24 protein-coding genes are annotated in these 23,989 nt (G+C 67.3%); 6 read left to right on the forward strand and 18 right to left on the reverse strand.

The window, feature by feature from the left end; all coding sequences use genetic code 11:
• The 5 genes from GJ631_RS06555 to GJ631_RS06575 form a co-directional block, all read right to left on the reverse strand.
• Nucleotides 1-399 (reverse strand): ATP-binding cassette domain-containing protein (locus GJ631_RS06555; RefSeq protein ID WP_156708387.1); only part of this gene is annotated, 399 nt, incomplete at its 3' end.
• Nucleotides 354-1,757 (reverse strand): nitrous oxide reductase family maturation protein NosD, encoded by a 1,404-nt coding sequence (nosD, locus tag GJ631_RS06560; protein WP_370518575.1) that lies wholly within the window; start codon nt 1,755-1,757, stop codon nt 354-356. The genes nosD and GJ631_RS06555, both read right to left, overlap by 46 nt.
• A 3-nt stretch (nt 1,758-1,760) precedes the next feature.
• Nucleotides 1,761-2,486, reverse strand: a complete 726-nt coding sequence (locus GJ631_RS06565) for a hypothetical protein (protein WP_156708388.1) — start codon at nt 2,484-2,486, stop codon at nt 1,761-1,763.
• A gap of 3 nt (nt 2,487-2,489) precedes the next feature.
• Nucleotides 2,490-4,337 carry a TAT-dependent nitrous-oxide reductase gene (nosZ, locus tag GJ631_RS06570; RefSeq protein ID WP_370518578.1) on the reverse strand — a complete coding sequence of 616 codons (1,848 nt, stop codon included), beginning with the start codon at nt 4,335-4,337 and terminating at the stop codon, nt 2,490-2,492.
• Between the two features lie 285 nt (nt 4,338-4,622).
• Nucleotides 4,623-5,156 carry a halocyanin domain-containing protein gene (locus GJ631_RS06575; protein ID WP_156708390.1) on the reverse strand — a complete coding sequence of 178 codons (534 nt, stop codon included), beginning with the start codon at nt 5,154-5,156 and terminating at the stop codon, nt 4,623-4,625.
• Between the two features lie 168 nt (nt 5,157-5,324).
• Between GJ631_RS06575 and GJ631_RS06580 the strand changes: the two genes are divergently transcribed.
• Both GJ631_RS06580 and GJ631_RS06585 read left to right on the forward strand, forming a co-directional pair.
• The gene (locus GJ631_RS06580) at nt 5,325-6,014 is read left to right on the forward strand and encodes a helix-turn-helix domain-containing protein (protein WP_156708391.1); all 690 of its coding nucleotides are present in this window, start codon (nt 5,325-5,327) and stop codon (nt 6,012-6,014) included.
• Nucleotides 6,015-6,098: 84 nt separating this feature from the next.
• Complete coding sequence (locus tag GJ631_RS06585; RefSeq protein ID WP_156708392.1) at nt 6,099-7,280, forward strand: hypothetical protein; 1,182 nt, start codon at nt 6,099-6,101, stop codon at nt 7,278-7,280.
• Nucleotide 7,281: 1 nt separating this feature from the next.
• Here GJ631_RS06585 and GJ631_RS06590 read toward each other — a convergent pair whose 3' ends face one another.
• Both GJ631_RS06590 and GJ631_RS06595 read right to left on the reverse strand, forming a co-directional pair.
• A complete protein-coding gene (locus GJ631_RS06590) occupies nt 7,282-7,608 on the reverse strand; it encodes a hypothetical protein (protein ID WP_156708393.1) in 327 nt (108 codons plus the stop codon).
• A 109-nt stretch (nt 7,609-7,717) separates the two neighbouring features.
• Nucleotides 7,718-8,944, reverse strand: coding sequence for an acyl-CoA dehydrogenase family protein (locus tag GJ631_RS06595; RefSeq protein ID WP_156708394.1), 1,227 nt, complete (start codon nt 8,942-8,944; stop codon nt 7,718-7,720).
• A 107-nt stretch (nt 8,945-9,051) separates the two neighbouring features.
• Here GJ631_RS06595 and GJ631_RS06600 point away from each other — a divergent pair, with 107 nt between their 5' ends.
• Together GJ631_RS06600 and GJ631_RS06605 are read left to right on the forward strand one after the other, a co-directional pair.
• Nucleotides 9,052-9,348 carry a cupin domain-containing protein gene (locus GJ631_RS06600; RefSeq protein ID WP_370518576.1) on the forward strand — a complete coding sequence of 99 codons (297 nt, stop codon included), beginning with the start codon at nt 9,052-9,054 and terminating at the stop codon, nt 9,346-9,348.
• A 94-nt stretch (nt 9,349-9,442) separates the two neighbouring features.
• The gene (locus GJ631_RS06605) at nt 9,443-10,366 is read left to right on the forward strand and encodes a hypothetical protein (RefSeq protein ID WP_156708396.1); all 924 of its coding nucleotides are present in this window, start codon (nt 9,443-9,445) and stop codon (nt 10,364-10,366) included.
• Nucleotides 10,367-10,376: 10 nt separating this feature from the next.
• Here GJ631_RS06605 and GJ631_RS06610 read toward each other — a convergent pair whose 3' ends face one another.
• The 3 genes from GJ631_RS06610 to GJ631_RS06620 form a co-directional block, all read right to left on the reverse strand.
• Nucleotides 10,377-11,024, reverse strand: coding sequence for a hypothetical protein (locus GJ631_RS06610; RefSeq protein ID WP_156708397.1), 648 nt, complete (start codon nt 11,022-11,024; stop codon nt 10,377-10,379).
• A complete protein-coding gene (locus GJ631_RS06615; protein WP_156708398.1) occupies nt 11,017-11,895 on the reverse strand; it encodes a GAF domain-containing protein in 879 nt (292 codons plus the stop codon). The genes GJ631_RS06610 and GJ631_RS06615 overlap by 8 nt, the downstream gene beginning before the upstream one ends.
• Before the next feature lie 93 nt (nt 11,896-11,988).
• On the reverse strand, nt 11,989-13,239 hold the full coding sequence (locus GJ631_RS06620) for an FG-GAP-like repeat-containing protein (protein WP_197424875.1): 1,251 nt from the start codon (nt 13,237-13,239) through the stop codon (nt 11,989-11,991).
• 106 nt (nt 13,240-13,345) lie between these two features.
• Between GJ631_RS06620 and GJ631_RS06625 the strand changes: the two genes are divergently transcribed.
• Complete coding sequence (locus tag GJ631_RS06625) at nt 13,346-14,746, forward strand: hypothetical protein (protein WP_156708400.1); 1,401 nt, start codon at nt 13,346-13,348, stop codon at nt 14,744-14,746.
• A 15-nt stretch (nt 14,747-14,761) separates the two neighbouring features.
• On the opposite strand, the gene GJ631_RS06630 is transcribed toward GJ631_RS06625, so the two are convergent.
• Genes GJ631_RS06630 through GJ631_RS06645 form a run of 4 tightly spaced genes read right to left on the reverse strand, consistent with a single transcriptional unit; the run spans nt 14,762 to nt 18,617 of the window.
• Nucleotides 14,762-15,649, reverse strand: a complete 888-nt coding sequence (locus tag GJ631_RS06630; protein ID WP_156708401.1) for a polysaccharide deacetylase family protein — start codon at nt 15,647-15,649, stop codon at nt 14,762-14,764.
• Nucleotides 15,642-16,676 (reverse strand): DUF354 domain-containing protein, encoded by a 1,035-nt coding sequence (locus GJ631_RS06635; protein ID WP_156708402.1) that lies wholly within the window; start codon nt 16,674-16,676, stop codon nt 15,642-15,644. Before GJ631_RS06635 ends, GJ631_RS06630 begins: the two co-directional genes overlap by 8 nt.
• A gap of 1 nt (nt 16,677) precedes the next feature.
• Nucleotides 16,678-18,036: a nucleotide sugar dehydrogenase gene (locus GJ631_RS06640; protein WP_156708403.1), complete on the reverse strand. Its 1,359-nt coding sequence runs from the start codon at nt 18,034-18,036 to the stop codon at nt 16,678-16,680.
• The gene (locus tag GJ631_RS06645) at nt 18,033-18,617 is read right to left on the reverse strand and encodes an acyltransferase (RefSeq protein WP_156708404.1); all 585 of its coding nucleotides are present in this window, start codon (nt 18,615-18,617) and stop codon (nt 18,033-18,035) included. Before GJ631_RS06645 ends, GJ631_RS06640 begins: the two co-directional genes overlap by 4 nt.
• A 242-nt stretch (nt 18,618-18,859) precedes the next feature.
• Here GJ631_RS06645 and GJ631_RS06650 point away from each other — a divergent pair, with 242 nt between their 5' ends.
• Complete coding sequence (locus tag GJ631_RS06650; RefSeq protein WP_156708405.1) at nt 18,860-20,023, forward strand: carboxylate--amine ligase; 1,164 nt, start codon at nt 18,860-18,862, stop codon at nt 20,021-20,023.
• A gap of 18 nt (nt 20,024-20,041) precedes the next feature.
• Here GJ631_RS06650 and GJ631_RS06655 read toward each other — a convergent pair whose 3' ends face one another.
• From GJ631_RS06655 to GJ631_RS06670, 4 genes are all read right to left on the reverse strand, one after another.
• Nucleotides 20,042-21,019 (reverse strand): Gfo/Idh/MocA family protein, encoded by a 978-nt coding sequence (locus GJ631_RS06655; protein WP_156708406.1) that lies wholly within the window; start codon nt 21,017-21,019, stop codon nt 20,042-20,044.
• Entirely contained in the window at nt 21,016-22,107 is a 1,092-nt protein-coding gene (locus tag GJ631_RS06660; protein ID WP_197424884.1) for a DegT/DnrJ/EryC1/StrS aminotransferase family protein, read from the reverse strand. The genes GJ631_RS06655 and GJ631_RS06660 overlap by 4 nt, the downstream gene beginning before the upstream one ends.
• 169 nt (nt 22,108-22,276) lie before the next feature.
• Nucleotides 22,277-22,837, reverse strand: a complete 561-nt coding sequence (locus GJ631_RS06665) for a metal-dependent hydrolase (protein ID WP_156708408.1) — start codon at nt 22,835-22,837, stop codon at nt 22,277-22,279.
• Between the two features lie 2 nt (nt 22,838-22,839).
• Nucleotides 22,840-23,838 carry a DUF1616 domain-containing protein gene (locus tag GJ631_RS06670; RefSeq protein WP_156708409.1) on the reverse strand — a complete coding sequence of 333 codons (999 nt, stop codon included), beginning with the start codon at nt 23,836-23,838 and terminating at the stop codon, nt 22,840-22,842.
• Between the last annotated feature and the right edge of the window lie 151 nt (nt 23,839-23,989).

Consider the following 23,989-nt stretch of genomic DNA (forward strand, 5'->3'; position numbering starts at 1 on the left):
GGAGTACCCCGAGACGGCCCGGTCGGCAGCCGACGGCGAGAGGCCGACCGTCTCGATGGCGTCGTCGATGCAGCCGTCACGCGGGAGCCCGCGCATCCGCGAGTGAAACGACAGCACCTCCCGGCCCGTGAGCGCGCCGGGGAAGCCGACCCGCTCGGGCAGGTAGCCGACACGCTCCCGTATCTCGGTGCCGGCGCCGGCGACCGACTGCTCGCCGACGGTCAGTTCGCCGCCGTCGGGTCGGTCCAGGCCGACCAGCAGTTTGAACAGCGTCGTCTTGCCGGCGCCGTTCGTCCCGAGGACGCCGAACGTGCTGCCGTCGGGTATCCCTATCGACAGTCCGTCGAGGGCTGTCACGCTGCCGTACTCCTTGCGGACGTCGTTAGCTGTGATTCGCATAGTTCCTCCAGTCGTGTGGGGGGGTCGGCCAAGGGCTGTCTGTCGACGATACCTGGCGAGTCGACGACGGGGAACGAACTCTCGGCGAGTCGAACCGCGTCGAAGGCGGGGCTGTCGACGAAGATTCGCGCCTGTGGCCGCTCGGCGACGAGTGCTTCGACCAGCCCCGCCGGTCGGTGGCGGACCTCGCTCGTCCCGTCGCCGTCGAGGTCGACGGCGCGGGCGTCCGACCAGTAGTTCCCGCGGTCGCTGCCGTTCCAGACGATGAGGTTCTGTGTCGTCGTCAGGACGGCGTCTTCGTTGTTGATGAAACTGTTCCCGACGACTTCCTGTCCGTTGCTGTCGGCGGTCACGTGGACGCCGACGGCGTTGCGCAACAGGAGGTTCCCGGCGATGCGGTTGTCCTGTGCGTTGTAGACGTACAGGCCGTTGCCGTTCTCCAGCAGGACGTTGCCCCTGATTTCGGAGCGCTCGATGTCCTTCAGGAGGATGCCGTGGCCGCTGGTGCCGTCGTTGCGGGCCGCCGTGTTGTTGACGAGGGTCAACCCGTCGCTGACCATCAGCGCGTAGCCCACGTCGTTGTCGACGGCGAGATTGTCCTCCAGCCGGTTGTCGTTGGAGTACATGTAGTGGACGCCGTAACGGCTGTCCCAGATGGTGTTGTTCGTCGCGACAACGTCCTTCGCCCACGAGTAGTAGATGCCGTCGCGGACGTCCGTGATTTCGGTGTTCCGTATCGTCGAGTTCCTCGTCTCCCAGAGGTTGATGCCGTTGCCGCGGTCGGTGCGGCGCTCGACGTCCTCGCGACCCTCGATGCGGCTGTCGGTGACGGTCACGCTATCGGCGCCGTCGACCCACACGCCGAAGGTGATTCCCGAGAGGTACAGTTCCCGGAGTTCCGTCCCGTTTGCCGTCCCCTCGACGAATACGCCGGCGTCTTCGCTGCCGGCGTCGTAGCCGGAGTTTCGGAGCAACAGTCCCTCGACGGTGACGTTCTCGGCGGCGACGACGACTACGTCACCCTCACCGCCGCCGTCGACGACTGCGCCGGCCTCGCTGGCCCTGACGGTCACGCCGGTCGTGTTCACCGTCAGGCGCTCCTCGAAGCGACCTTCGAGGACGACTGTGTCGCCGGGGTCGGTGGCGTCGACGGCCCGTTGGGCATCCGAAAACGTTTGCCCGTCGACCGTCGCGGTCGACTCCTCGGGCACCGACGGCGGTTCGTACGCGTTGGTCTCGTCGAGGTCGAAGGCGTCGCTCCCGTCGTCGGCCGGCGCCGCCACGACGAACGGCGCGGTCACCGACACGAGAAGGACGGCCACGACCGCGACCGCGAAGCCGGTTTCGAGGCGGGTCACGTCTCAGTCACCCCCCGGTTCGTTCCGGACGCCGCTGTCTCGTCGACGGATGCCGCCGATTCGCTCACGGACCAGTTCGGGCACGTCCCCGAACCGCACCTCGCTGTCGCGGGCGAGGTAGGCGACACCCAACAGGACGACCGCCAGCATCGTCAGGTACCCGCCGGGGCCGAACCACGCGAATCCGCTGATGTTCGCCACCTCGTAGCCGCCTAACACGGGCGGCGTAAAGCCCTCGACGCCGCTCAGAGGTGCGTCGGGGTCCAGCGAGTGGCCGGCCTGATACAGCCGGTACTGGATGAGCGCGAACATGACGGCGAACGTCACGATGGTCCCGACCAGTTGGGCGGTCAGTCCGCGTTTGAGCTTGCGGACGGTCGGAGCCAGCGAGACGAACACGCCGGTCGCGGCGATGGCGACGAACGCCACCGGGCCGAGAATCCACTCCGGAACGCGGATGGACTTCTCGTGAACCGGGAAGTTCGGCTCGACGTAGACGGGGTCTGGGTAGTAGAACCCGACGTACTTGTTGAGGCTGTGGACTTCGACGTAGTCGCCGCCCAGCCGCGGGTAGGCGTACAGCTCGATGGCCAGCGCCTGGCTGGGGTACTGCGGCGCGGTGAGCGTGATACGCCACATCGGCACCGCGAGTGCGAGCAGCAGGAGCCCCGCCGCCAGCAGGGGAAACCCACGCCGGAGTTCGCCGAACCGCGCGAGCGACGACTTCATGGGTTATCCCTCCGGTTCGACGAGGAGCCGAGAGCGCATCTCCAGGTGGAGTGCACTGCAGAAGTACCCGCAGTACATCCAGTAGACTCCTGGCTCGTCGGCCTCGAAGGTCACTTTCGACGTCTCCTGTGGCGCCATCTTGATGTTGATGTCGTGTTCGGGGATGACCAGCGAGTGGAGGATGTCGCTCGTCGTCTCGATGTTCGTCACCTGCATCTCGACGGTGTCGCCCTCCTTGACGGTGATGTCCGGGAAGCCGAACTCGTTGCGCATCGAGTACATCTTCACCTCGACGCGGTCGTCGGCGACCCGCTCGACGGACTCCTCCCCGGCGGCAGTGTGCTCTAAGTCGAGGTCCTCGGGGTCGTACGTCTTCGCCGGGCTAATCTTGTCCCGGTGGACGATGGAGGCGTCGTGGGGTTCGGCGTAGGACGGCTTGTCCTTCACCAACTCCATTCCACCCTCGTCGTCGCCGATGTAGATGAGCTGGTCGTTCTCGGGGTGCATCGGCCCGACCGGCAGGAACCGGTCCTTCGAGAGCTTGTTCAGCGAGATGAGCCAGTCACCCGCTGGGTCGGCCGTGTAGGACTCGCTGGCGATGAGGTGGCCGGGGTTGTAGTGGACGTCGATTTTCTCGACGACCGGGTCCTCGCTGTCGAGGTCGGCCTCGACGGCGGCCTCGATGTCCCACTTGACGACCTGCGAGTCGATGAACAGAGTCGTGTAGGCGTGGCCACGGCCGTCGTAGGCGGTGTGCAGCGGCCCCATCCCGAGTCGCGGCCGGCCGACGACCGCCTCCTCCGGGTCGTCGACCTCGTCGAGTGCTGCGATGTCGATGACCGTCGCCGTCGGGTCGAGTTTCCCGCTGGCGATGGCGTATTTGTTGTCCGGCGTGACGCTGACGCCGTGGGGGCTCTTCGGCGTCGGGATGTACTTGACGACGGGGTCGCTCCCGCTGTTCAGCGGGCTGTCCTGTCGGCCGTCGACGACCGGCACGTCGTTTATTTCCTCGTAGTCGCCGGCCTCGACGGCGGCCTCGATGGCCGGGATGTTGAACGCCTTCACCATGTCGCGGTCCGACTGGGTCATCTCGGATTCGGTGACGCCGCCCTCGCTGTTGTAGCCGGTGGTGAAGAACCACTTGCCCTCCTTGCCGCCGTCGCCGTTGTCCATGTTGCCGTCGACCAACACCTCCCACTCGACGTTCATCGTCTCGGGGTTGATGGCGGCGAACACCGACCCGTACTCGTCGGGGGCATCGAGGTCACGGCCGTCGTTCTCCAGCGGGACGCGGAACTCGCCGACGCCGATGACGTACTTCGTGTCCGGAAGGACACAACAGGCGCCGTGGGTCCCCTGCTGGTTCGGGATGTCGACGATGGCGTCCGTCTCGAAGTACTTCAGGTTGATACGGGCCATCCGGCCGTTGGCCTTGTCGTTGACGAACGCCCAGCGGCCGTCGTAATCGTTGTCCGTCTGGCTGACACGCGGGTGGTGGGTGTCCCCCCACGTGTAGCCGCCGGCCTCCTCCAGCATCTCGCTGCTCTCGTCGTCGTAGCCGTAGCCGCGTGCGCTCTCGTGGTTGAACACCGGAATGCGCATGATTTCCCGCATCGACGGCAACCCGAGGACGCGGATGTCCCCGGAGTGGCCGCCGCTGAGGAAGGCGTAGTACTCGTCGAGTTCCCCGGGCGGGACGTGGGCGTCGGCGTTGCCGCTGGCGCCACCAGCTCCGGTCCCGTCGTCGCGGTCGAGCAGGCCGGTACAGCCGGCCATCGCCCCCAGCGTCCCCGCGGCGGCGCCGGCCTTCATGAAGTCCCGTCGGTCGAGGCCTAACTGCGGTAACAGCATCTCCTCCTCCCGGCCCTGTGCGTCGTCCGTCTCCGTATGGGTTGTTTCGTTCGTCATTGTCCTCTGATGTCGTTGGTCGCCGGGCGGTGCTACATGCGGCAGTACCGGACGGACGCATATACCGTCCCGAGCAGGGTCCCGACGCCTGAGATGGTCCCGAATATGTTCGGCCGACGCCTATCCACCGGGTCCTTGCTCGGTCGCAGCGTTCGGCGCACCCGCTGTCCGAGGCTGGACGCTCGGGATACGTCGGCAGCGAGAAAGGAAGGGCTCGAAATCGACGGCTTACTCGACGACGACGACGCCTTTCATCCCCATCGTCTTGTGGGGATTACAGTAGTACTTCGACGTTCCGGTGCCGTCGAAGGTGTACTCGAAGGTCTCGCCGGCTTCGCTGTAGATGTCGCTCTCGAAGTCGCCGCCGTCGGCGACGACGTTGTGGGCGCCGCCGTTGCCGCTCCACTCCCAGACGACCGTCGTGCCGGCGTCGACTCGAATCGCGGGCGGACTGAACAGCAGCCCGTCCGAGCCGGCGCCAACCTCGACTGTGACCTCCGACTCGCCGGTCGCGTCGGTGACGCCGTCGTAGTTCGACACGCCATCGAACCAACCGTCGAACTGGGCGGTGTTGCCACCGCTGTCACCGCCACCGTTCCCATCGTCGCCGTTGCCGTTTCCGCTGTCGCCATTACCGTTTCCGCCGTTGCCGTTACCACTGTCGCCGTTGCCACCGCCGGTACAGCCGGCGAGCAGGCCCGCGGCAACCGTCGTTCCAGTCACCTGAAGCACTCGCCGTCGCGTCGAATCGTGTCGTCCCATTACGTTCGGAGCGAGGACACCGATAGATAAAGACCGTCGAGCGCCGTCCCATCGCTCGGGACCGAACCGAACATGTTCGCTGCGGCCGAACGAGACGCTCTCGCGGGCGAATCCCAACATATGGGAGGCGACGACGGGGCTTTCCCGTCGCGTTCCGTACCCCTGAGTATGCCACGGGCCGAACTCACCGTCGACCTTCCGGAGCGAACCTGGATTCATCAGGTGACGACGACACACGCCGACGCGACGTTCCGCGTGCTCGCGACGATGCCCACCGACGACGTGGGGTTCGCACTCGTCGAGATTACTGCCCCCGAGCTGGAGCCGGCGATTCGCTCGATGGTCGAAAACCCGCAGATAAACGACATCGAACCGCTCCAGCAGTCCGCGGGCCGCGTCGTCGTCCAAATCGAGACGACCGCACCGCTTCTGTTGCTGTCGGCGCAGGCCTCGGGTATCCCCATCGAACCGCCGGTGCTCATCCAGGAAGGAACCGCCGAAATCGAGGTCAGAGCCTCTCACGACCGGCTCTCGACGCTCGGGGAGGAACTCGACCGGTTCGGGCTCTCCTACACCGTCGAGGCCGTCCACGAGGACACCGAACCCGACCGACTGCTCTCACAGCGACAGGCCGAGTTGCTGTTGACGGCCGTCGAGTGTGGCTACTACGACACGCCGCGGGAGTGTTCGCTCACCGAACTCGCCGACGCGGTCGGCCTCGCCAAATCGACGTGTAGCGAGACGCTCCATCGCGCCGAGGGACGGGTCATCCGTCGATTCACCGAACAGCACCTCGTCCCGCGAGGCGACATCGAAGCCCAGACCGACTCGCCGACGATGCTCTCGAACCGAACATAGTCGGAACCGACACGGCCTCAACGTTCTGCCGTTATCTCCGACTCGTCCCCGAGGACTTTCACGCTCGGCCACGAACGGCCGCAGATGAGCGCCTCCTCGGCGACTGCGCGGTGGACGCGGCTGTTCGTACTCGCCGGTCTCGGGTGGTTCGTCTGCTGGCAGGCGGCGGTCGTCGCCGGCGTCGGCCGCCCCGCCGTCGTCGTCGGCCTGTACGGCTTCGTCCTGCATACGGTGTTCGGGAAGGCATACGCGCTCGTCCCATCCTACTTCGACCGAGCGCTCGCGTTCCCGCGAGCGCCGGCGGTTCACTTCCCGCTCGCGGTTCTGGGAACCGCCGCCGTCGCGGGCGAGGCGGTCGGGCTCGTTCCGACCCTGTGGGGGACCACCGGCGCCACGCTGTGGGCGCTCGGCTGTCTCGTCTTCGTCGGGACGCTCGTCTGGAGCGTCCGCGACAACCTCTCCGGCGGCGAAACCGGAACCAGCGACGCGAAGGCCGACAGACGGCGGGTCGACCGCTTCGCCAACGCTTTCGTCCCGGTCGCGCTCGGCTACCTCCTGGTCGGGTCGGTGCTGTCGCTCGATGTCGGATTCGGACCGCTCCCGACCGGCGGCCCGCCGGTGACTCACCTCTTCGCGGCCGGGACGGCCGCGCTGCTCGTGTTCACGCTTGGTTTCCGACTGCTCCCGCGGTTCCTCGTCGTCACGCCGCGATGGCCGCTCGTCGCCGTCGTCCTCCCCGCCGCCGCGGCCGGGCCGCTGCTTCTGGCGACGGCTTTCGGCGGCGGCCGGTGGTTCCACCTCGGTGCCGGCGTTCAGGCGCTCGCACTCCTCGGCTTCGCCGTCGCCTACGTCGACATGTTCCTCCGAAGCGACCGGCGTCGAATCGGGCTGTACACCGTCGTCGTCGCCGCCGTCGCCGCGGCGGGAGTCGCCCTGTTCGGCGTCCACATGGCGGTTGAGGGAATCAGTTCCGGGGTCGCTGCGGCCCACGCTCGCCTCGCGTTGCTCGGCTTTCTCGGCCTCGCCGTCGTCGGCGTTCAGTACCAGTTCTATCCACCGACCGTCGCTTCGGCGCTTGGAGTCGACGACCGAACCGCAGGAGTCGCCGTCGCCCTGCTCGCCGTCGGCGTCGTCGCAGAGGGCGGTGGACTGCTCGTCGGCGCGGAGGCGGCCGTCGAGGGTGGTCGGTGGCTGGCGCTGGCCGGCGCCGTCGCTCACGCCGTCGTGTTGCTCGCCGTGTTCTGGACGCGTCGAAACCGGAGGTGAGTCACTGTTCGTCTTTCGGCGTGGTGAGTTGCGGTTCGAAGGCGGCATCGGGACCGAACAGCGACCACGCCAACAGCAGGAACCCGAGTGCGATGGAGGCGCTGTGGACGGTGACGCCGACGAGCAGCGAGGCGAGTTCCGACTGGTGCAGTAGCCCCCCGAGTAGCGTCCCGCCAGTGATACAGCCGAGGCCGGCCGACAGCGACCGCAGCGACCGCGAGCCGGTCCGTCGATACGCCCTGACGGCGAGTAGCGTCACGAACCCACCGACGACGAGCGTCACCGTGTTGGCGACGACCACGGCTAACTGGAGCCCGTCCGCGGTCATCGGGTCCGCCCCCTCCGTGTGTGCCGGTTTCCACCCTTCATATCCATGAATACGACTCCCGCGGGTTTCAATCGGTAGTCGGCGTCCCAGTTCCTGAGAGTCGGCACGGTTACTCGACGGTTCGCCCCTCGAACGTCGGGAGCACGTCGAGTTCCTCGGTCGGCGGGTCGGCGAGCAGCTCTCGGGCGACGACGCGCTTGTGGACCTCGTCGGCGCCATCGATGATACGGAAGGCACGGACCGATTCGTAGAAGTCCGACAGCGGGAGGTCCTTGCCGATGCCGCTCCCGCCGCAGGCTTGGACGGCGGTGTCGACGGCCTCCTGGACCACTTCGGCGGTGAACGTCTTCGCCATCGCGACCTCGGTGCGTGCCTCCTCCCCCGCTTCGATTCGGTCGGCGGCGTGGCGGACGAGCGTCCGGGCGGCGTGGAGTCGCGTCCCCGAATCGGCGATGGCGAACCGCTGGGCCTGCTTGTCCGAAAGCGGCGTGCCGAACGCCTCCCGCTCGGAGAGATACGCCGCCGCGATGTCGAGAGAGCGGTCGGCGACGCCGGAGAACCGCAGACAGTGGGTCAGCCGTGCCGGTCCGAGCCGCCGCTGGGCGGCGGCAAAGCCCTCGCCCTCCTCGCCGAGGAGGTGTTCGTCGGGGACGCGAACGTTCTCGAATTTCACCTCGGCGTGGCTCTTCCCGGTCGGCCCGCCGCCCATGTGGGGAATGTTCCGAACCACATCGACACCCGGCGTCTCGGCGTCGACGAGGAACAGCGAACACCCCTCGTAGGGGTGGACTTCGGGGTCCGTTCGGGCGAGGACGACGAACACGTCGGCTTCGACGCCCTGTGTCGTCCACCACTTGTGGCCGTCGATGACCCACTCGTCGCCCTCTTTCTCCGCGGCGGTGCGAATCATCTTCGGGTCCGACCCCGCACCGGGTTGCGGTTCGGTCATCGCGAACGCCGACCGCATCGTCCCGTCGACGAGCGGCTGGAGATACCGTTCCTTCTGGAGGCCGTCGCCGACGAGTTCCAGCAGGTGCATGTTCCCCTCGTCGGGGGCGTCGACCCGGAGGGCGAGCGGCCCGAGCAACGAGCGGCCAGCGGCCTCGAAGACAGGGAGTGCCTCGCGGAAACTCAACCCGAGTCCGCCGTACTCGGCGTCGATTTGGGGCGCGTACACTTCGTACTCGCGTGCGGCGTCCCGCAGTTCCTTGACGGTGTGGGCGGACACGTCGCCGCCGCTTGCCAGCGACCGCTCCTTCGGAACGACAACGTCGTCGATGAACTCACGGGTCCGGTCGGCAACGACGCGGCCTGCTTCGGGGTCGTCGTACTTCATACGTACTCCTCGTCACGCCACATAACAACGGCTGTGGGCAATCCCAGCGATTGAGACACGAACATGTTCGGCGACGGGCGGAGGTGGTCGGCGCTCGAACGTCGGACGTGTCCACGAAACGCCACCTCTCGGAACTCGACTCGACGCCGCAGGCGAACGTGTTTCCGGGAACCGAACCCAAGACGGTCCGGCTGTCGCTTTCGGCCGGCGAGGAGATACCACCCCACCGCCACCCCGACCGACACATCGTCCTGTATCTGCTGGAGGGGCGTCTCGACCTCGTTCTCGACGACTCGACGCACGAACTCGATGCCGGTGACATCGTCCGATTCGACGGCGACCGCCAGATTTCACCGAAAGCGGTCACCGACGCGACGGCGCTGCTCGTTCTCGCATCGCGGTGAGCGGTATTCGGTGCGTTGACTACTCCTACTTGTGTGGGTACGACTCACGCACATCGAAGACGCTTTGATTGCCGATGCGGACGTAGTAGGCCCGATGGACCGAGCGGACCCCGCCGACCGAATCGACGCGATTCGAACCGCCGAGGACCTCGAGGAGTTGGCCGAGCGTTTCGAGGTGGATTCGGTCCACGAGGCGTACTTCCGGGCGAAGGTGGCGTGGGAGACAGCCATCCGGCAAACACAGGACCCCGACTCCGACGACGAGGGGCTTCCCGGGACTCGTGTCGTCGTCGACGGCCACGCCTTCCACGTCCACGGCGTCACCCACGCCGGCACCGACGAGGAGCGGGCGTTCCTCCGCGAGCACGTCTCGGCGTTCCAGGACCGCGATGCCGTCGTCTACTGCGAGCAGGGCATCCGGCCGATGTACTTCGGGGACTTCCCTGCGACCTGTGAGATGGACGACTATCGGTGGGCGATGCAGCGGTGTGCGGAACTGGATTCGCCGTCGCATCTGGAGGTGCTTCCGGAGTCCGGCGTCGACGCGCTGTTGGAGAACCTCCCTGCGGTCACGGAGACGTTCCGGAAGGCCACCTTCTCGCTCATCGACTCCGGAACGCCGGTGTACGGTGAGGCCTTCGAGCGCGCCCTCGGCGACGTGGCGGCGGATTTCCTGACCACCCACGCGGACCTCGCGGTCGGCAAGAGCTACGAGGCGTTCGCGCTCAGCAGCGAGGCGAGTCGCAATCCCGAACGCCTCGGCGACCTCCAGCGATACTACGAGCGCAACTTCCTCCCCCAACCGCTGGAACGCGAGTGGCTCCGCGGACACGACCCGGAACTGGAGATAGTCACCCACGCCCGCAACGAGCGGATGGCCGACTACGCCGTCTTCCACAACGACGACGCCGAGGAGGTCCACCTCGTCGTCGGCGCGGCGCATCAACCCGGCGTCGTCTACTACCTCGAACGCTACCGGGACGGACGGACCGTTCCGGACTCCTTCGAGTTGGTCTGACCCACCGTGGTCACGGGAACGCGTCGAACGGCGTCCACTCCCGCGGTTGGTCGGCCAGTCCCCGCGTCCTGAGTTCGGTCCTGCCGTCGCGGTCGCGAACCTCGATGCGGCCCGAACAGAACTGCGCGAGCGTGTTGATGGCCTGTTCGTCGTGTCCGGAGGGGTCGACGACGAACACGCCGAGCCCGTCGACCTTGTCGATACGCCCCACGAGCGTGTGGGTGAATCGAGACACCGTTCGGAGGTCGCCGAACGACAACAGCGTCGACACCGAACAGAGTCCCGTCCGAACGCGGTCGATGTCCGTGGTCTTGAATTCCCGATACACGTCGGAGAACCGCATCCCGATGCCGGTGAGGTCCGAGGGGCCGGAGACGGGCAACACTCGCGCCGGTACGTCCGGGTCGTCGTCGCCGACGCAGTCGAGTATCGCGGTCCGGTCGTCTCGAACGTCGATACCGAATCGCTGGCAGTCCTCAGCCATCCGCGAGGCGCGCTTGTTCGTCGTGACGATGATTGCTCCCTCGTCGTACCCACCGGCGAGCATCTGCATACTGAGGCTTCGAGCGCCATCGTGGGTCGGACCGGAAACGAGCACGCTGGTCCCCGGTCGGATATCCGCCAGCGGCAAACCGGTGAATCGGTACTCGTCACGCATCGTTTCCACCCCCGCGTTCGCGCAGCCGTCGACGCAACGTCAGTTGCTCCATCACCTCGTCGGCCAGCAGCGACAGCAGTTCGCGGTCGCGTTCGGAGAGGGACCGCGGTTCGTCGTCGTAGACACAGAACGTCCCGATGGCGTGGCCCTCGGGTGTCGTGACGGGCGCGCTCGCGTAAAACCGGATATCGGCGGATTGTAGCCCTTCGTTGTCCTCGAACCGTGGGTCATCGCTGGTGTCCTCGATGACGGTCACCCCCTCCTCGAGCAGCGCGTAGGTACACACCGTCTCCTCGCGGTCGATTGGGTCGAAAGAGATGCCGAAACAGGAGAGAAACCGCTGTTCGTGGGCGTCGACGAGGCCGACGGCGGCGGCGTCGAGGTCGAACAGCGCCACGGCGAGTTCGGTCAGTCGGTCGATGGAGTCGCCGAGGGATTCGGGGTCGGTCGCGTACCGTTCGAGTGCCGCCACTCGCGCGTCCTCGTCGTCCGGAAGCGGATACGCAGTCTGGTTTCGAAACAGCAGCGCGTGTTCGACGAGTTCGGCGAGTTCCTCACGGGCGTCGGGGTCGTCCTTCGAGAGGTACTCCGCGACCACGTCACCGAAGGCGGCGGTGTCGATGTCGTCCAGCGGCGTGTCGGTAAACAGGATACACGCGGCGTCCGGCGCGTCGTTTCGCGCTGCTCGAATCAGTTCCAACCCCGTCCCGTCGGGGAGGTCGTACTCCGTGACGAGACACTCGACGGGCCGCTCCGTGAGTACGCTCCGCGCATCGGATAGCGACGCGGTCGTCTCGACTTCGTAGGTAGAATCGAGGGCCGCCCGCGTCGCCTCGCGGTCGGCCTCGCTTTGGTCGACACAGAGAATCATACGGTCCTGTCAGATTGACGGATAGTAAATGATGTGGAATATGTTGCCGGTTTCGGCGGTGAAGAAATCCCGTTTCAGCGGTCAAAACGGCGATTAGGACACGTATTCGAGGGCGACGACGCGGCCGTCGCCGTAGCGGACCAACACCTCGTCGTGGCCGTCGCCGTCGATGTCGGCGGGGGTGACGAACGTCCAGACCGGAACCGAGCGCTCGTAGACGGCCACTTCCCCGCCGGAGTCGGCATCGAGGGCGGTGACGGTCCCGGTCCGTGCCGCGGCGAGGACTTCGGGCCGACCGTCGCCCGTCACGTCGCCGAGTCGGGGCGCCGCGACGATGGTGTCCTCGCCCGACACCGTCGTGGACCACTCGGTGGCACCCGACTCGGCGTCCAGAACGACGACCTCGCTTTCGATTCGACCGAGGTACACTTCGGGGGTGTCGTCGCCGTCGCCGTCCGCGACGGTGTGGACGCGGCCGTTCGAAATCGACCGGTTCCACGTCTCGGCACCGGAGGCGCCGTCGTAAGAGCGGACGGTCGCGGTTCCGGCGACGACTATCCCGACGCCGTCGTCGGTCCGTGCGCTGGCGACGTACCGCGCGCTGTCGTCTCGCTGCCACTCGACGGTTCCGTCGGCCGAGAGCAACACCAACGACTCCGTGGTACCGACGAGGATTTCGGGTCGGCCGTCGCCGTCGAAGTCCTCGACGAGCGGCGACCCGTACACCGACACCCGCTCGCCGACGGTCTCGTTCAGTGCGACCCGCCACGCGACGGTTCCGTTGCTGTGTGCGAGGACGACGCCGCCGCCGATGTCGCTGGCGACGATTTCGGTGCCATCAGCGGCGGTGACGTTCGCTATCGTCGGCCGCGCGTACCCGTACGTCGACAGCGGGACGCGCCACTGCTCGGTTCCGTCTGTTCCGTCGTAGACGACGAGCGCCTCCTCGGTCGTCGCGACGGCGACCTCCCGTTTCCCGTCGCCGTCGATGTCGTCGATGGCCGGTTCGGTGAGCGCGTGGGTGAAACACGCCTCCGGCGGCATTCCGTCCTGCCACAGCGTCTCGCCGTCGTCGTCGGCGAGACGAACGAGCGAACAGGAGGTCTCCGTCAACTCGGCGTCGCCACCGGGTTGTTCGGTGACCGGCGCGACGAGTACGTCACCATCGGCGCCGGCACCGATGGCGTGATGGTTGAACTCGTTGTCCCGCGGGGTGTCGCTCACCCACGACTCCTCGAAGGTACCACCGAACGGCGAGGCGCCGATGCCGCCCAACCCGACGACGAGTCCGGCGCCCAAGACGGCGAGCAACCCACCGAGAACGACCGCAGTGCGGACGCGCATCTGTCTCATCTCGGGAATCGCCGCGCAAAAGCGTATTCATCGGAAGCGGACGTTCGAAACACGAACCAGAGCGGCTTTTCACTCGTCGGTGATTACCGTCGGGGGAATGGCTCACCGCCGGTCCGTACCGTCGCTTTCGGTCGGCCTCGTCGTCGCGATTGCGCTCGCTGTCGGTCCCGGCGTCGCGGCCGCACACGACGTGACCGGCTCTCGCTTCGACGCGCCGATTCCGCTGTGGCTGCTCCTCGTCGGTGCCGGTGTCACCGTCGCGGTGACGGCGCTGTGGCTGGCTCGCTCCCCGGACCCGACCGAATCCCCTCGTCGTCGCCACCTGCTGACGGTTCCGCCGTCGCTCGTCGGACCCCTTCGAGGCGTGGCCCGCGGGCTCTTCTTCATCGCGGTTATCGCGGCGCTGGTGTTCGGCGTCGTCGGGCGACAGGTCCCGGCCGAGAACGCCGCGACGGTGTTCGTCTGGCCGGTGTGGTTCCGAGGGGTCGCCCTCCTCGCCATCCTGTTCGGAAGCCCGTGGTCGACGCTGTCGCCGTGGGAGGCGGTCTACGACGGCCTCGTTCGACTCGAAGGCGGGGCCGTCGCCCTGCTCGGCTCCTACCCGACGGCGTTCGGGACGTGGCCGGCGCTCGTCGGCTTTCTCGCCCTCGTCGGTATCACGGAGACGCTGACGGTCGTCCCGCGGTCGCCGCGGTTGACGACCGCCGTGGTCGCGGCCTACGGCCTCACGATGGTCGTGGGCGCGGGCTGTTTCGGGCGGTCGTGGCTCCGGCGAGCGGACCCGCTTGCAGTGTTCTACCGCCTGTTCGGCCGGGTGGCCCCGCTTGAGTGGTCCCGAACCGACGACGGCGGGTACGCCGTCGCGGCCCGTCCGCCGTGGCTGGGGTGTCGCGCCCCCGTCGACGGCGTCGCGAGCGTCGTCTTCGTCGTCGCGATGGTGTACACGGTCAGTTTCGACGGCTTCACCAACCTCCGGGCGTTCCAGACGGTCCTGTTCGCGACCCGGGACGCACTCGGCACCGGTCCCGAAACGGCCATTTTCCTGTACGGCATCGGCCTCGTCGGTTTCGTCGCCACATTCGTCCTCACCGTGTGGGCCGGCGAACGCCTCGGGCGGCCCGCCGAGGACGCCGTCGTCGACGCGCTGTACGGCTTCGCCCCGACCGTCCTCCCGATTGCGGCCGCCTACGAAATCGCCCACAACTACCCCTACGTCCTTCGGAGCCTCGCTACGCTGCTCGAAATCGCCGCCAGTCCCCTCGTGCCGGCCGTCGGTTCCCTCGACCCCCTCGGCTGGCTCTCGATGCCGGTCTTTTGGGGCTCACAGGTCGCGCTCGTCGTGTTCGGCCACGTCGTCGCTGTCGTCGCCGCCCACCGCGTCGCGGTCGAGCGATACGGCGACTCGGCCGGCCGCGGTCACCTTCCGCTTGTCGTCCTGATGGTCGGATACACGGTGCTGTCGCTGTGGATTATTTCACGACCGGTCGTGTTCGTGTAGGGATGTCGGCGGCCGCTATCGGTTCGGCTCCATCTCCACCCCTGTCGTGTGGTCGAGCCCTTCGTACAGCTCTCCGGGCGGCCCTACCCACGCCCCGAGTTCGAGTGCGCGCTCGATGAGCCGTCGGTACAGCGCCCCGTAGTTCGGGAAGTCGTTTTCGTAAAAGAACCGGGGATGCCACAGCACGGTCATGACGGCGCCGTTCTCGCGGGCTTCCTCCAGCAGCCGCTCACAGACCCGCCACGCCCGGTTCGGTCGCTGCTCGACGTTCGGCAGCGACAGCTCCATCACCGTCAACGGGAACACGACGAACTCGTCGTCGAACGGTCGAAGCGGGGTGTAGCCGTGGTCGAAGCCGTACGTCTCCGAGGAGCCGAGGCTGGCGTCGTACTGGAGTCCGACGTCGGCCTGCATCTCCCAGGTCTCCGGCACGTCGAGGTTCAGGTAGTGCTGTCGGCCGCCGACCACCTCCTGTCCGAGAATCGCTTCGAGTTCGCCCTTCTCGGCCCGGAGGCGCTGTGGCTCCCGGTAGGACTCGTAGGACCCGTGCAGCCCCACCTCCCAGCCGCCAGAATCGAGCCGGTGGATGACGTCGACGATGTCGGGGTCGCTGACGGAGTAGCGGTCGCCGTACAGCTGCCAGCTCTGCGCCGAGAGCCACTCCCGAATCGGCCGGTCACGGAGGCGCTGTTCGTTCAGGAAGTAAAACGCCGAGCGGACGCCGAGGTCGTCTTCGATGGCCATCACGTCCTCGAAGCGCCAGTACGGTTCGGTCCCCGGGAGCAACGCCTTCAGATGCCGTGGGTTCCGGTCGCGCAACGTGCCGTAGAGTGCGCCGAATCGCTTGTACACGCGGTCGACGTCGTGTGTGAGACAGAGATGGAACGTGGCGTCCTCACCCATCGGCAACCTCTCGAATGACCGATAGTTCGTAGGCGGTCACGTCGACGGTGTCGTCGAGCAGTTCCTGTCGGCGCTCGGCCCACCGCGCGGCGGCGTCTGGGTCGTTCGCCAATCGGCGTGCGGCCGCGACGACGCCCGTCGCCGGTACCTGCTCGATGAGGTCGTAACTGGCGACCGCAGAGAGCGTGCCGAACTCGCCGCCGGCACCGATGGAGTTCGACCGGACGGTCGGCGTTCCCAACACCGCCGCCTCCATCGCCATCGTCGCCGAGTCGGTCACGCAGAGCGACGCCTCCGCGAGCAGGTCGTGCATCGACTCCGGTGGAACCGGAAGCCGATTGGCCGACAGCGACTCGGGCAGCGGCGCCTCCGTCGAGACGTACACTTCGCCGAACGCCGACAGCGTCTCGACGAGTTCGGCCTGTGTTTTCGGGGCAATCCCTCGCTCACCGACGTCGTGGTGGGCGCCCATCGAGACGAACCGGAGGAGTGCGTACGGCTCCTCGGTGTCGACGCCGTGGTCCCGGAGTGCCGAGCGGTCCGGCGTAAAACGGTTCGGGTGGAGATACGCCAACTCGTGGAAGCCGTCGTAGCGGCGGTGGACCGAGCCTCGGTCGGCGCCGTAACTCCGCGGCGTACAGTACGCCGTCGTCAGCGGGGCGGTGAGCCGTGGGACGGTGTTGGGATGCTCCTGGTCGTTGAAGACGACGCTCTCGGCGCCCACGAGTCGGGCGGCGTGGACCGCCGACGGACTCAGGTGGCTGACGACCACGTCGGGGTCGAACGACCGCGCGACCTGGAAGGTCCGCACCTCCCGGCGTGCCCACTCGGCGGCGAGACTCGCCTTCCGTTCGCCCTTCGACGACAGCGGGGTGTGTTCGATGCCGTAGGCATCCAGCAGGTCGGTCGTGACCTCCTTCTCCCGGGAGACGACGCGAACCGCGGCCCCGTCGGCCGACAGTTCCGCGATGGCGTTTTTGAACAGGTGGACGTGTGCCGGATGGGTGACATCGAACAACACGCGCATGTTACTCCTCCATTGCACGGCCGATGGTAACGACGCGGCCCTCGATGGTGTCGGGGTCGAGGACGCCACGGGTGTCGACCACGACGAGGTCGTCGTGGTCGTTCCACGGGAAGGTCTCGAAGGCCTCGTGTGGGGTCACGAGGACGACCGCATCGAGGTCGGAAGCGGCGGCCGCCTCCTGAGACAGCAACTCGGCGTCCCCGTCGATGTCGTCGAGTAGCGGGTCGACCGCGAGCGTTTCGGCGCCGAAATCCGACAGCAACTCCAGTACGGTAAGCGCCGGGCTGAAGCGTGTCTCCTCGACGCCGGCCCTGTAGGTGACGCCCAACACGAGGACGGTCGAATCCTGCAGGCCGGTGCCTGCCTCCGAGAGCGCCCGCCGGAGCTGTTTGACGACGAACGTCGGCATGCTGTCGTTGACCGCCCGCGACATCCGTATAATCGGGCTGTACACGTCGAACTCGTTGAGCAGGAAGTACGGGTACACCGGGATGCAGTGGCCACCGACGCCGGGACCGGGTTCGAGGATGTGACTGTGTGGCTGGCTGTTGGAGGCGGCGATGGCCTCCCGAACGTCGATAGCGAGGTCGTCGGCGTACGTCGCCAGTTCGTTGGCGAAGGCGATGTTGACGTCGCGGTAGACGCCGCCGAACACCTTGGTCGCCTCGGCGGTCGTCGAATCGCTCACCGGAACCACCTCGTTCGTCGTCACTTCGTCGTAGATTTCGGCCGCGAGGCGCGTGCTCTCGTCGTCGACGCCGCCGACGATTTTCGGATACGACTCCCGGATGTCGACGAGTGCCCGCCCGCTGGAGGTCCGCTCGGGGCAGAACGCCACGCCGAACTCGTCGGGGTCGACGCCGCTCTGTTCGGCCAACTGCGGCACGACGGCGTCGGAACACGTCCGCGGCGGGACGGTCGATTCGATGACGACGAAATCGCCGGGTTCCAGCCCCGTCGCGACGTCCTCGAGGACGGACTCGACGGCCGCGAGGTCCGGGCGGTTGTTGTCGGTCAACAGCGTCGGGACGACGACGACGTGCATCGACGCCTCGCTGGCCGCGGCTTTCCCGTCCGCGACCGCCCGAAGCGCGCCCGATTCGACGGTTTCGGCGACCAACTCCTCGAGTCCCGGTTCGCCGACGACGTGACACGCCCCCTCGTTGACGGACTCGACGACCGACGAATCGATGTCCGCGCCGACGACGTTGCCCGACACGTCCGCGAGGACGGCCGCCAACGGCAGTCCCATCTTCCCGAGTCCGTACACGGCGACCGGGAACGCACCGTTGCGGAAGCGCTCGCCGACCTCGGCGGCGTCGGTCCCGTACACCCGTCGTGAGTCGACCGTTTCGCTCATCGAATCACGTTCCCCCGGTCGAGATGCTCCGGAAGCGGCCGGTGCTCGGCGGGCACGCCGACAGCGAGCGTTCCGGGCGGCACGTCGTCGATGACGACCGACCCGGCGGCGACGAACGACCGCTCGCCCACCGTCACGCCCGGCAGTATCGTCGCGTTCGCCCCCACGGAGGCGTGTCGTTCCAGCGTCGGCCCCTCGAGGTCGTTCTCGCCGCGTATCGGATAGGGGTCGTTCGTCAACACCGCGTTCGGCCCGAGGAACACGTCGTCGGCGATGTCGGTGTGGGTCGGGACGTACACGCCGGTCTGCATGCTGACCCGGTCGCCGACGACGGTGTGGCCGTCGATGACGGTGTTCGTCCCGACGGTGCAGTCGTCGCCGATGTCGGTGTGTTCACGCACGAGGACGCCGTGGCCGGTCGCCAGCCCGTCGCCGACGGTCACGTCCGCGTAGATGACCGTCCCGGAACGGACGGTGCAGTCGTCACCGAGAACGGGCGGCTCGCCGGATTGGCCTTCGGGGCCGACGGTGGCTCCGGGTCGAATGTCGCAGTTCGCCCCGACGGTGGCGTGTTCAGACATCGGTTCCCCCCATGTTCGGTTCCCGCACTCGTTTCCGCCGAGCGTCGGTGTCGGTTTCGTTCACGCCGAGACATCGCCGACTGAACGGCTTTGTTATGGTGCCACTACCGCACGCTGTGGGGCTCTCGTCGGCGGGTTCGGCTCAGCCGTCCGCCCGCCCGATTCCGGTAGTTCCTCTATAGCAATGGGCCCGGACTTCCCTCGCTCCGGTATGCACGACGTGACTACCGACGGGGGGGTCGATGCTGATTCCGACCGGATTCGACGCGGGGAGTTACACCAGTGTTCGGTCACTCGCCCGACTGGATGTCGGGACGATAATCGGCTCGGAGCACGACGACGTTCCCGCGGCCGCTTCGCGGTTCTGTGACGAGTTCGTCCGGCTCCCGTCGCCTACCGAGGACCTCCTCGCCTACCGGGACGCCCTCGTCGGCGTCGCCGCCCGCCCCGAGGTTCGGACCATCGCCCCGCTTCGACCGCAGGACCCCTACGTCTTCGCGAAGTACGCCGACCGCTTCGAGCCGTACGTCTCGCTCGTCACGCCGCCGATGGAGACGCTCCGAACCGTCCACGACCGGGTTCGGCTCGTCGAAGCCGCCGAGGAGGCCGGCGTTCCCGCCCCCGAGACGCAACTGCTCTCCGAGGTCGAATCGTGGGACGAAGAGCGCATCATCAAATCCCGGTACAACCTCCTCGTCGACGAGTACCTCCCCGAGTGGTCCCCGCGGGACGTCGCGACGGTGAAATCTGTTCGACACGTCCGTCCCGGGGAAACGCCGGACGTCGACGAAATCGAAGCCGAGATGAAACACGAACCCATCGTCCAGGAGTACGTCCGGTCCTCCGGGGAGTACGTCTTCGGCGCGCTGTACGACCACGGGGAGGCGGTGTCGACGTTCCAGCACCGACAGATTCGCGGCGACTCCTACACCGGCGGCGGCGGCGTCTACCGGGAGTCGATAGCCGACCCCGAACTCGAAGCCGTCGGGACGCAACTGTTGGACCACCTCGAGTATCACGGCCTCGCCTGCATCGAGTACATGCGCGACGCCGACACCGGCGAGTACGTGCTGACCGAAATCAATCCTCGGATGTGGCAGTCGCTGCCCTGTGCCGTCGAGGCGGGTGCTGACTTCCCGGCACACTACTGGCTGTTGGCGACCGGTCGCGGCGAGGAAATCGAACCGGGATACGAGGTCGGCGTCGGCAGCCACCTGTTGTACGGCGAACTCGGCCACCTGTTGAGCATCATCACCGACGACTCCCCGTTCGTCGAGGCGCCGTCTCTCGTGGGTACGGCGGCAGAAATCGCGATGTCCTGTTACCGGATGCCGAACTTCGACGTGCTCAAATTCGACGACCCGCGGCCGTTCCTCCGCGGGGTTCGACACGCCATCCAGCGGTAAGCGCCGCGACTGAGTCGTTCAGGAGTGAGTCCGCTGGTCGGCCCACTCGACGCTGCCGTCGTGTGTGAACGTCTCGAGGACGCGCCCCGCGACTTCGAGCGCTCGAAGCCCATCTTCGCCGGTCACTTCCGGCGGCGTTCCCGTTCTGACGCAGTCGACGAACGACGCGAGTTCCGCCTTCAACGGCTCGCCGTTTTTGACCGTCGGGCGCTCGACGACCGTCTCGCTGCGGAATCGCAGTCCGCCGTTGGCCTCGATGTACTCCGGGGTGGTCTGCCGCGTTATCGTCACGTCCTGTGAGGTGTAGTCGACGTCGACGCGGCAGTCCGCGGCGGTCAACGCCAGCGTCCGCACCTTCTTTTGTGTGATTCGACTCGCGGTGAGCGTCGCGACGCTGCCCCCCTCGAACGTCAGCATCGACGTGACGTGTTCGCCGTCGGCGGTTCCGGTCGTTCGAACGTCGACGACCGATTCCCCGAGCAGCGACAGCGCGATGTCGATGTCGTGAATCATCAGGTCCATCACGGCGCCGTCGTCGCCAGCGCGGTCGACCGGCGGCCCGAGTCGCTGGGCCTCCAGCGCCACGATGTCGAGTTCGTCGGCGAACTCCGAGACCGCCTGGACGGCGGGGTTGAACCGCTCGACGTGGCCGACCTGTAGCGTGACGCCGGCCTCCTCGGCCGCATCGACGATTGTGCGTGCGTCCCGCGGCGTCCCCGCGAGCGGCTTCTCGACGAGCAGGCTCACGCCGGCGTCGGTCGCCGCCTCCGCCACCTCGCGGTGATAGGGCGTCGGCACGACGACCGACACCGCCTCGACGGCGTCGAGCAACGCCGGCAACTCCATCGCTTGGGTCCCCTGTTCGGCGGCGACGCCGGCGGCTCGCTTGCCGTCCGCATCGTGGATGCCGACGAGTTCAGCCCCCGGGAGTTCCCGGTACACCCGCGCGTGGTGGCGACCCATGCTCCCGACGCCGACGACGCCGACGGGAATCATCGGTCGAACCTCGCGAGTCGGTCGGCGACGCGCTCGACTGCCGCCTCGTCGAGACCCGGATGTACCGGCACGGAGAGGACGGTCTCGGTGGCTCGCTCGGCCGCCGGATAGCTTCCGCTGCCGACGTACGGCGGCTGTTCGTGGACGCCTCGCGGGTAGTACACGCCCGAGGAGATGTTCCCGTCGTCGAGCCACTCCGCGAGGGCCTCGCGGTCCGAACAGCGGACGGTGTACTGGTGGTAGCTGTGCCGGTAGCCATCCGGTTCGGCCGGCGGGCGAATCGACGGCACCTCCGTCAGCGTCTCGGTGTAGCGCTCGGCGTTTCGCCGCCGCGATTCGACGTACGACGGGAGCTTCTCGAGTTGCTCCCGGCCGATGGCCGCACACAGACTCGTCATCCGGAAGTTGTGTCCGACGCGGTGGTGTTCGTAGCTGCTGTCGGCGTCCGTCCGCCCGTGATTGATGAACGACCGGGCGTGGGCCGCAATCGAACTGCTGTCGGTCGTAATCATCCCGCCCTCCCCGGTCGTCATGTTCTTCGTCGGGTAAAACGAGAACGTCGCCGCGTCGCTGAGCGAGCCGACGCGTTGGCCGTCGATTGCCGCACCGTGGGCCTGGGCAGCGTCCTCGATGAGCGTGAGGTGGTACTCGTCGGCTAACCGCCGCAACGCTCCCATCGGGGCGGGCAGCCCGTAGAGGTGGACGGCGAGAATCGCATCGACCGTTTCCGCCTCGAGTTGGCGCTCGACGGCCGCGGGGTCGAGGTTGTACGTGACGGGGTCGATGTCGGCGAAGACGGGGGTGGCCCCGCAGAGCCGAATCGCGTTCGCCGTCGCGATGAACGTAAACGGCGTCGTCAGAACGCGGTCGCCGGGTCCGACCCCGGCGGCGACGAGCGCCGCGTGTAATGCCGTCGTCCCGTTGGAGGTCGCGATGGCGTGGTCGGTGCCGCAGTAGTCGGCGAATTCCGACTCGAAGGCCCTGACTTCCGGGCCGTCGGCCAGCCGGCCGCTGTCGATGACGGCCGCCACCCGCTCGGCCTCGGCGGCGCCGACGTCCGGGTCGGCTATCGGAATCGAACGCAGCATCGTTCGTCGGGTATCGGCCGACTCGGTACTCGCGGTCTTCGAGGGCGTCGTATCCTGTGTCATAGTGTCGCGGGCCGCGCTGACGGCTTGTCAGGTGGTCGCCGCAATCGGGTTTTGTTATGATGCGCTTTCGGCGAGTAGACAGTTGCTTCTCGATTCGAGCGCCGCCTTACCGTCCGATTCGGGGCGACATCGACCGGCGCGGCACGCCGGGGTGGCCGTCGTAGCGCCACAGCGCGAACACCGCGAGCAGTAACGCGAGCTCTGCGGTCAGGTAGACGGTTCCCTCGGGGCTCGACATGAACTGCCACGCGTCACCGAGAATCGCCCACGTTTCGGCGAGAAACCCCGGCGATTCGGCGGGCGCCGATTCGACGAACGGCCAGAGGAGAAACGACACGCGCGGGCCACCGCCGAGAACCATCGGGTACACCACGTCGCCCGCGAGGTGTGTGAGATAGCCGACGGCGAAGGCGACCCCGATTCGGCTGCCGAAGGCGCCGAGGACGAACGCCACTGCGGGCAGTGCGAACACGAGCGAGTGAGCGAGCGTCTGCCCGCCGGGGAGGAGTCCGAACTCCCACGCCAGCGGCTTGTCGATGAGGTCGGGCAACTGGGTGGCGACCGCGACGACGACGACGGGTCGGCCCGAGGGCCGCCGGCCGTCTCGGAGGTGACTCCACGCCGAATACCAGAGGTAGCCGACCGCGAGGTGTTCCCACGGGAGCATGGTCAGGCGTCGGCGGGAGCGACGTCGACCCAGACGTGGACGGTGCGGTAGGCGCTGTCCCTGTCGGCGGTTTCGGGAGCGGTGTCGACGTACAGGTGGTAGGTCAACCGGAGTCCCTCACCGGTCATCTCCGGTGTGACGGTGTGGCTTCGAGTCCAGCGGTCGCCGGCGGCGACCGTCGCGTCGAACCGTGCGAGTTCGTTCGACTCGACGGTCCGCTGTGCCCCCTCGATTTCGGTGACCCGGTCGAGAGTCACCACCACCACGTAGTCGGTGGCGATGCCCTCGTGGTTCTCGATGCCAGCGGTGTAGGTCGCTGGCTGGCCTTCGGTCAGGTTCGTCGGATAACCATCGGCGACGAGGTCGCCGTCGTCGGTCTCGGTGACGATGTGGAAGTCGGTGAAGGATTCGCCGTCGGCCGGCACGGCGAGGACGAAACCGGCGGCGGCGACGGTCGAGACGATGCTCAGACACAACACGAGTGTCACGGCTCGCTCGCCGAGGGAGCCGTGACGGAGCGAGCCGACGAGTCGGCCGACCCAGCGTCCAACGGGAACGCGAAAGCGGTGCTCCGCTGAGACGTGAAGCCGTCGGACGCTGGCGACGACGCCACCCCCGACGATGTACGCGCCGAGCAGGCCGGCTACGACCGGTTCGGTGATTCCGCCCGGGAACAGCGCGACGAGCAGCCCCAGGAGCGGAACGACGACGAGACTCAATCCGACCGAGAGCGCGAACCGCTCCCCGATGGAGATTCGGGTCGGATACCGGAGCTCCGGCGCGGTCGCCCGGTGCGGGAACGCCGCCGAGACGGTGACGTATCCGGGGAGGAAGAACACCACCGGTGCGGCGAGAATCAGCCGAACCGGAGCGCCCAAAGACAGGAACCCGGCGATGTGGGCGCCGGCGAGTATCCCCCACCCGGCGGCGATGTCGAGCGGGACGCTTCCGACGGTGCCGTCTTTCACGTGCAGTGACTGCATTCGGTTTTCGTCACTCATCGCTCCCTCCGGTTCTCGCCGCTTCGAGAGTCCGTCGTGGTGTCCCCCGAGAGTTCGGTTCGCTCATCTTACCTGTGGGCGGCGGCCGTCGGCCTTTGTTATCACCACCATACCGCCGTCGGGTGAGAAACGACGCCACGCGATGGCCGAA

It is taken from the genome of Natronomonas sp. CBA1123, from assembly GCF_009741925.1.
GTDB lineage: Archaea > Halobacteriota > Halobacteria > Halobacteriales > Haloarculaceae > Natronomonas.

What these genes read in the sequence shown, in the direction of transcription:
- GJ631_RS06565 (WP_156708388.1), bottom strand. Translation starts at nt 2,486, where the DNA reads ATGAAGTCGTCGCTCGCGCGGTTCGGCGAACTCCGGCGTGGGTTTCCC.
- nosZ (WP_370518578.1), bottom strand. Translation starts at nt 4,337, where the DNA reads ATGCTGTTACCGCAGTTAGGCCTCGACCGACGGGACTTCATGAAGGCC.
- GJ631_RS06575 (WP_156708390.1), bottom strand. Translation starts at nt 5,156, where the DNA reads ATGGGACGACACGATTCGACGCGACGGCGAGTGCTTCAGGTGACTGGA.
- GJ631_RS06580 (WP_156708391.1), top strand. Translation starts at nt 5,325, where the DNA reads ATGCCACGGGCCGAACTCACCGTCGACCTTCCGGAGCGAACCTGGATT.
- GJ631_RS06585 (WP_156708392.1), top strand. Translation starts at nt 6,099, where the DNA reads ATGAGCGCCTCCTCGGCGACTGCGCGGTGGACGCGGCTGTTCGTACTC.
- GJ631_RS06590 (WP_156708393.1), bottom strand. Translation starts at nt 7,608, where the DNA reads ATGACCGCGGACGGGCTCCAGTTAGCCGTGGTCGTCGCCAACACGGTG.
- GJ631_RS06595 (WP_156708394.1), bottom strand. Translation starts at nt 8,944, where the DNA reads ATGAAGTACGACGACCCCGAAGCAGGCCGCGTCGTTGCCGACCGGACC.
- GJ631_RS06605 (WP_156708396.1), top strand. Translation starts at nt 9,443, where the DNA reads ATGGACCGAGCGGACCCCGCCGACCGAATCGACGCGATTCGAACCGCC.
- GJ631_RS06610 (WP_156708397.1), bottom strand. Translation starts at nt 11,024, where the DNA reads ATGCGTGACGAGTACCGATTCACCGGTTTGCCGCTGGCGGATATCCGA.
- GJ631_RS06615 (WP_156708398.1), bottom strand. Translation starts at nt 11,895, where the DNA reads ATGATTCTCTGTGTCGACCAAAGCGAGGCCGACCGCGAGGCGACGCGG.
- GJ631_RS06620 (WP_197424875.1), bottom strand. Translation starts at nt 13,239, where the DNA reads ATGCGCGTCCGCACTGCGGTCGTTCTCGGTGGGTTGCTCGCCGTCTTG.
- GJ631_RS06625 (WP_156708400.1), top strand. Translation starts at nt 13,346, where the DNA reads ATGGCTCACCGCCGGTCCGTACCGTCGCTTTCGGTCGGCCTCGTCGTC.
- GJ631_RS06630 (WP_156708401.1), bottom strand. Translation starts at nt 15,649, where the DNA reads ATGGGTGAGGACGCCACGTTCCATCTCTGTCTCACACACGACGTCGAC.
- GJ631_RS06635 (WP_156708402.1), bottom strand. Translation starts at nt 16,676, where the DNA reads ATGCGCGTGTTGTTCGATGTCACCCATCCGGCACACGTCCACCTGTTC.
- GJ631_RS06640 (WP_156708403.1), bottom strand. Translation starts at nt 18,036, where the DNA reads ATGAGCGAAACGGTCGACTCACGACGGGTGTACGGGACCGACGCCGCC.
- GJ631_RS06645 (WP_156708404.1), bottom strand. Translation starts at nt 18,617, where the DNA reads ATGTCTGAACACGCCACCGTCGGGGCGAACTGCGACATTCGACCCGGA.
- GJ631_RS06650 (WP_156708405.1), top strand. Translation starts at nt 18,860, where the DNA reads ATGCTGATTCCGACCGGATTCGACGCGGGGAGTTACACCAGTGTTCGG.
- GJ631_RS06655 (WP_156708406.1), bottom strand. Translation starts at nt 21,019, where the DNA reads ATGATTCCCGTCGGCGTCGTCGGCGTCGGGAGCATGGGTCGCCACCAC.
- GJ631_RS06660 (WP_197424884.1), bottom strand. Translation starts at nt 22,107, where the DNA reads ATGCTGCGTTCGATTCCGATAGCCGACCCGGACGTCGGCGCCGCCGAG.
- GJ631_RS06665 (WP_156708408.1), bottom strand. Translation starts at nt 22,837, where the DNA reads ATGCTCCCGTGGGAACACCTCGCGGTCGGCTACCTCTGGTATTCGGCG.
- GJ631_RS06670 (WP_156708409.1), bottom strand. Translation starts at nt 23,838, where the DNA reads ATGAGTGACGAAAACCGAATGCAGTCACTGCACGTGAAAGACGGCACC.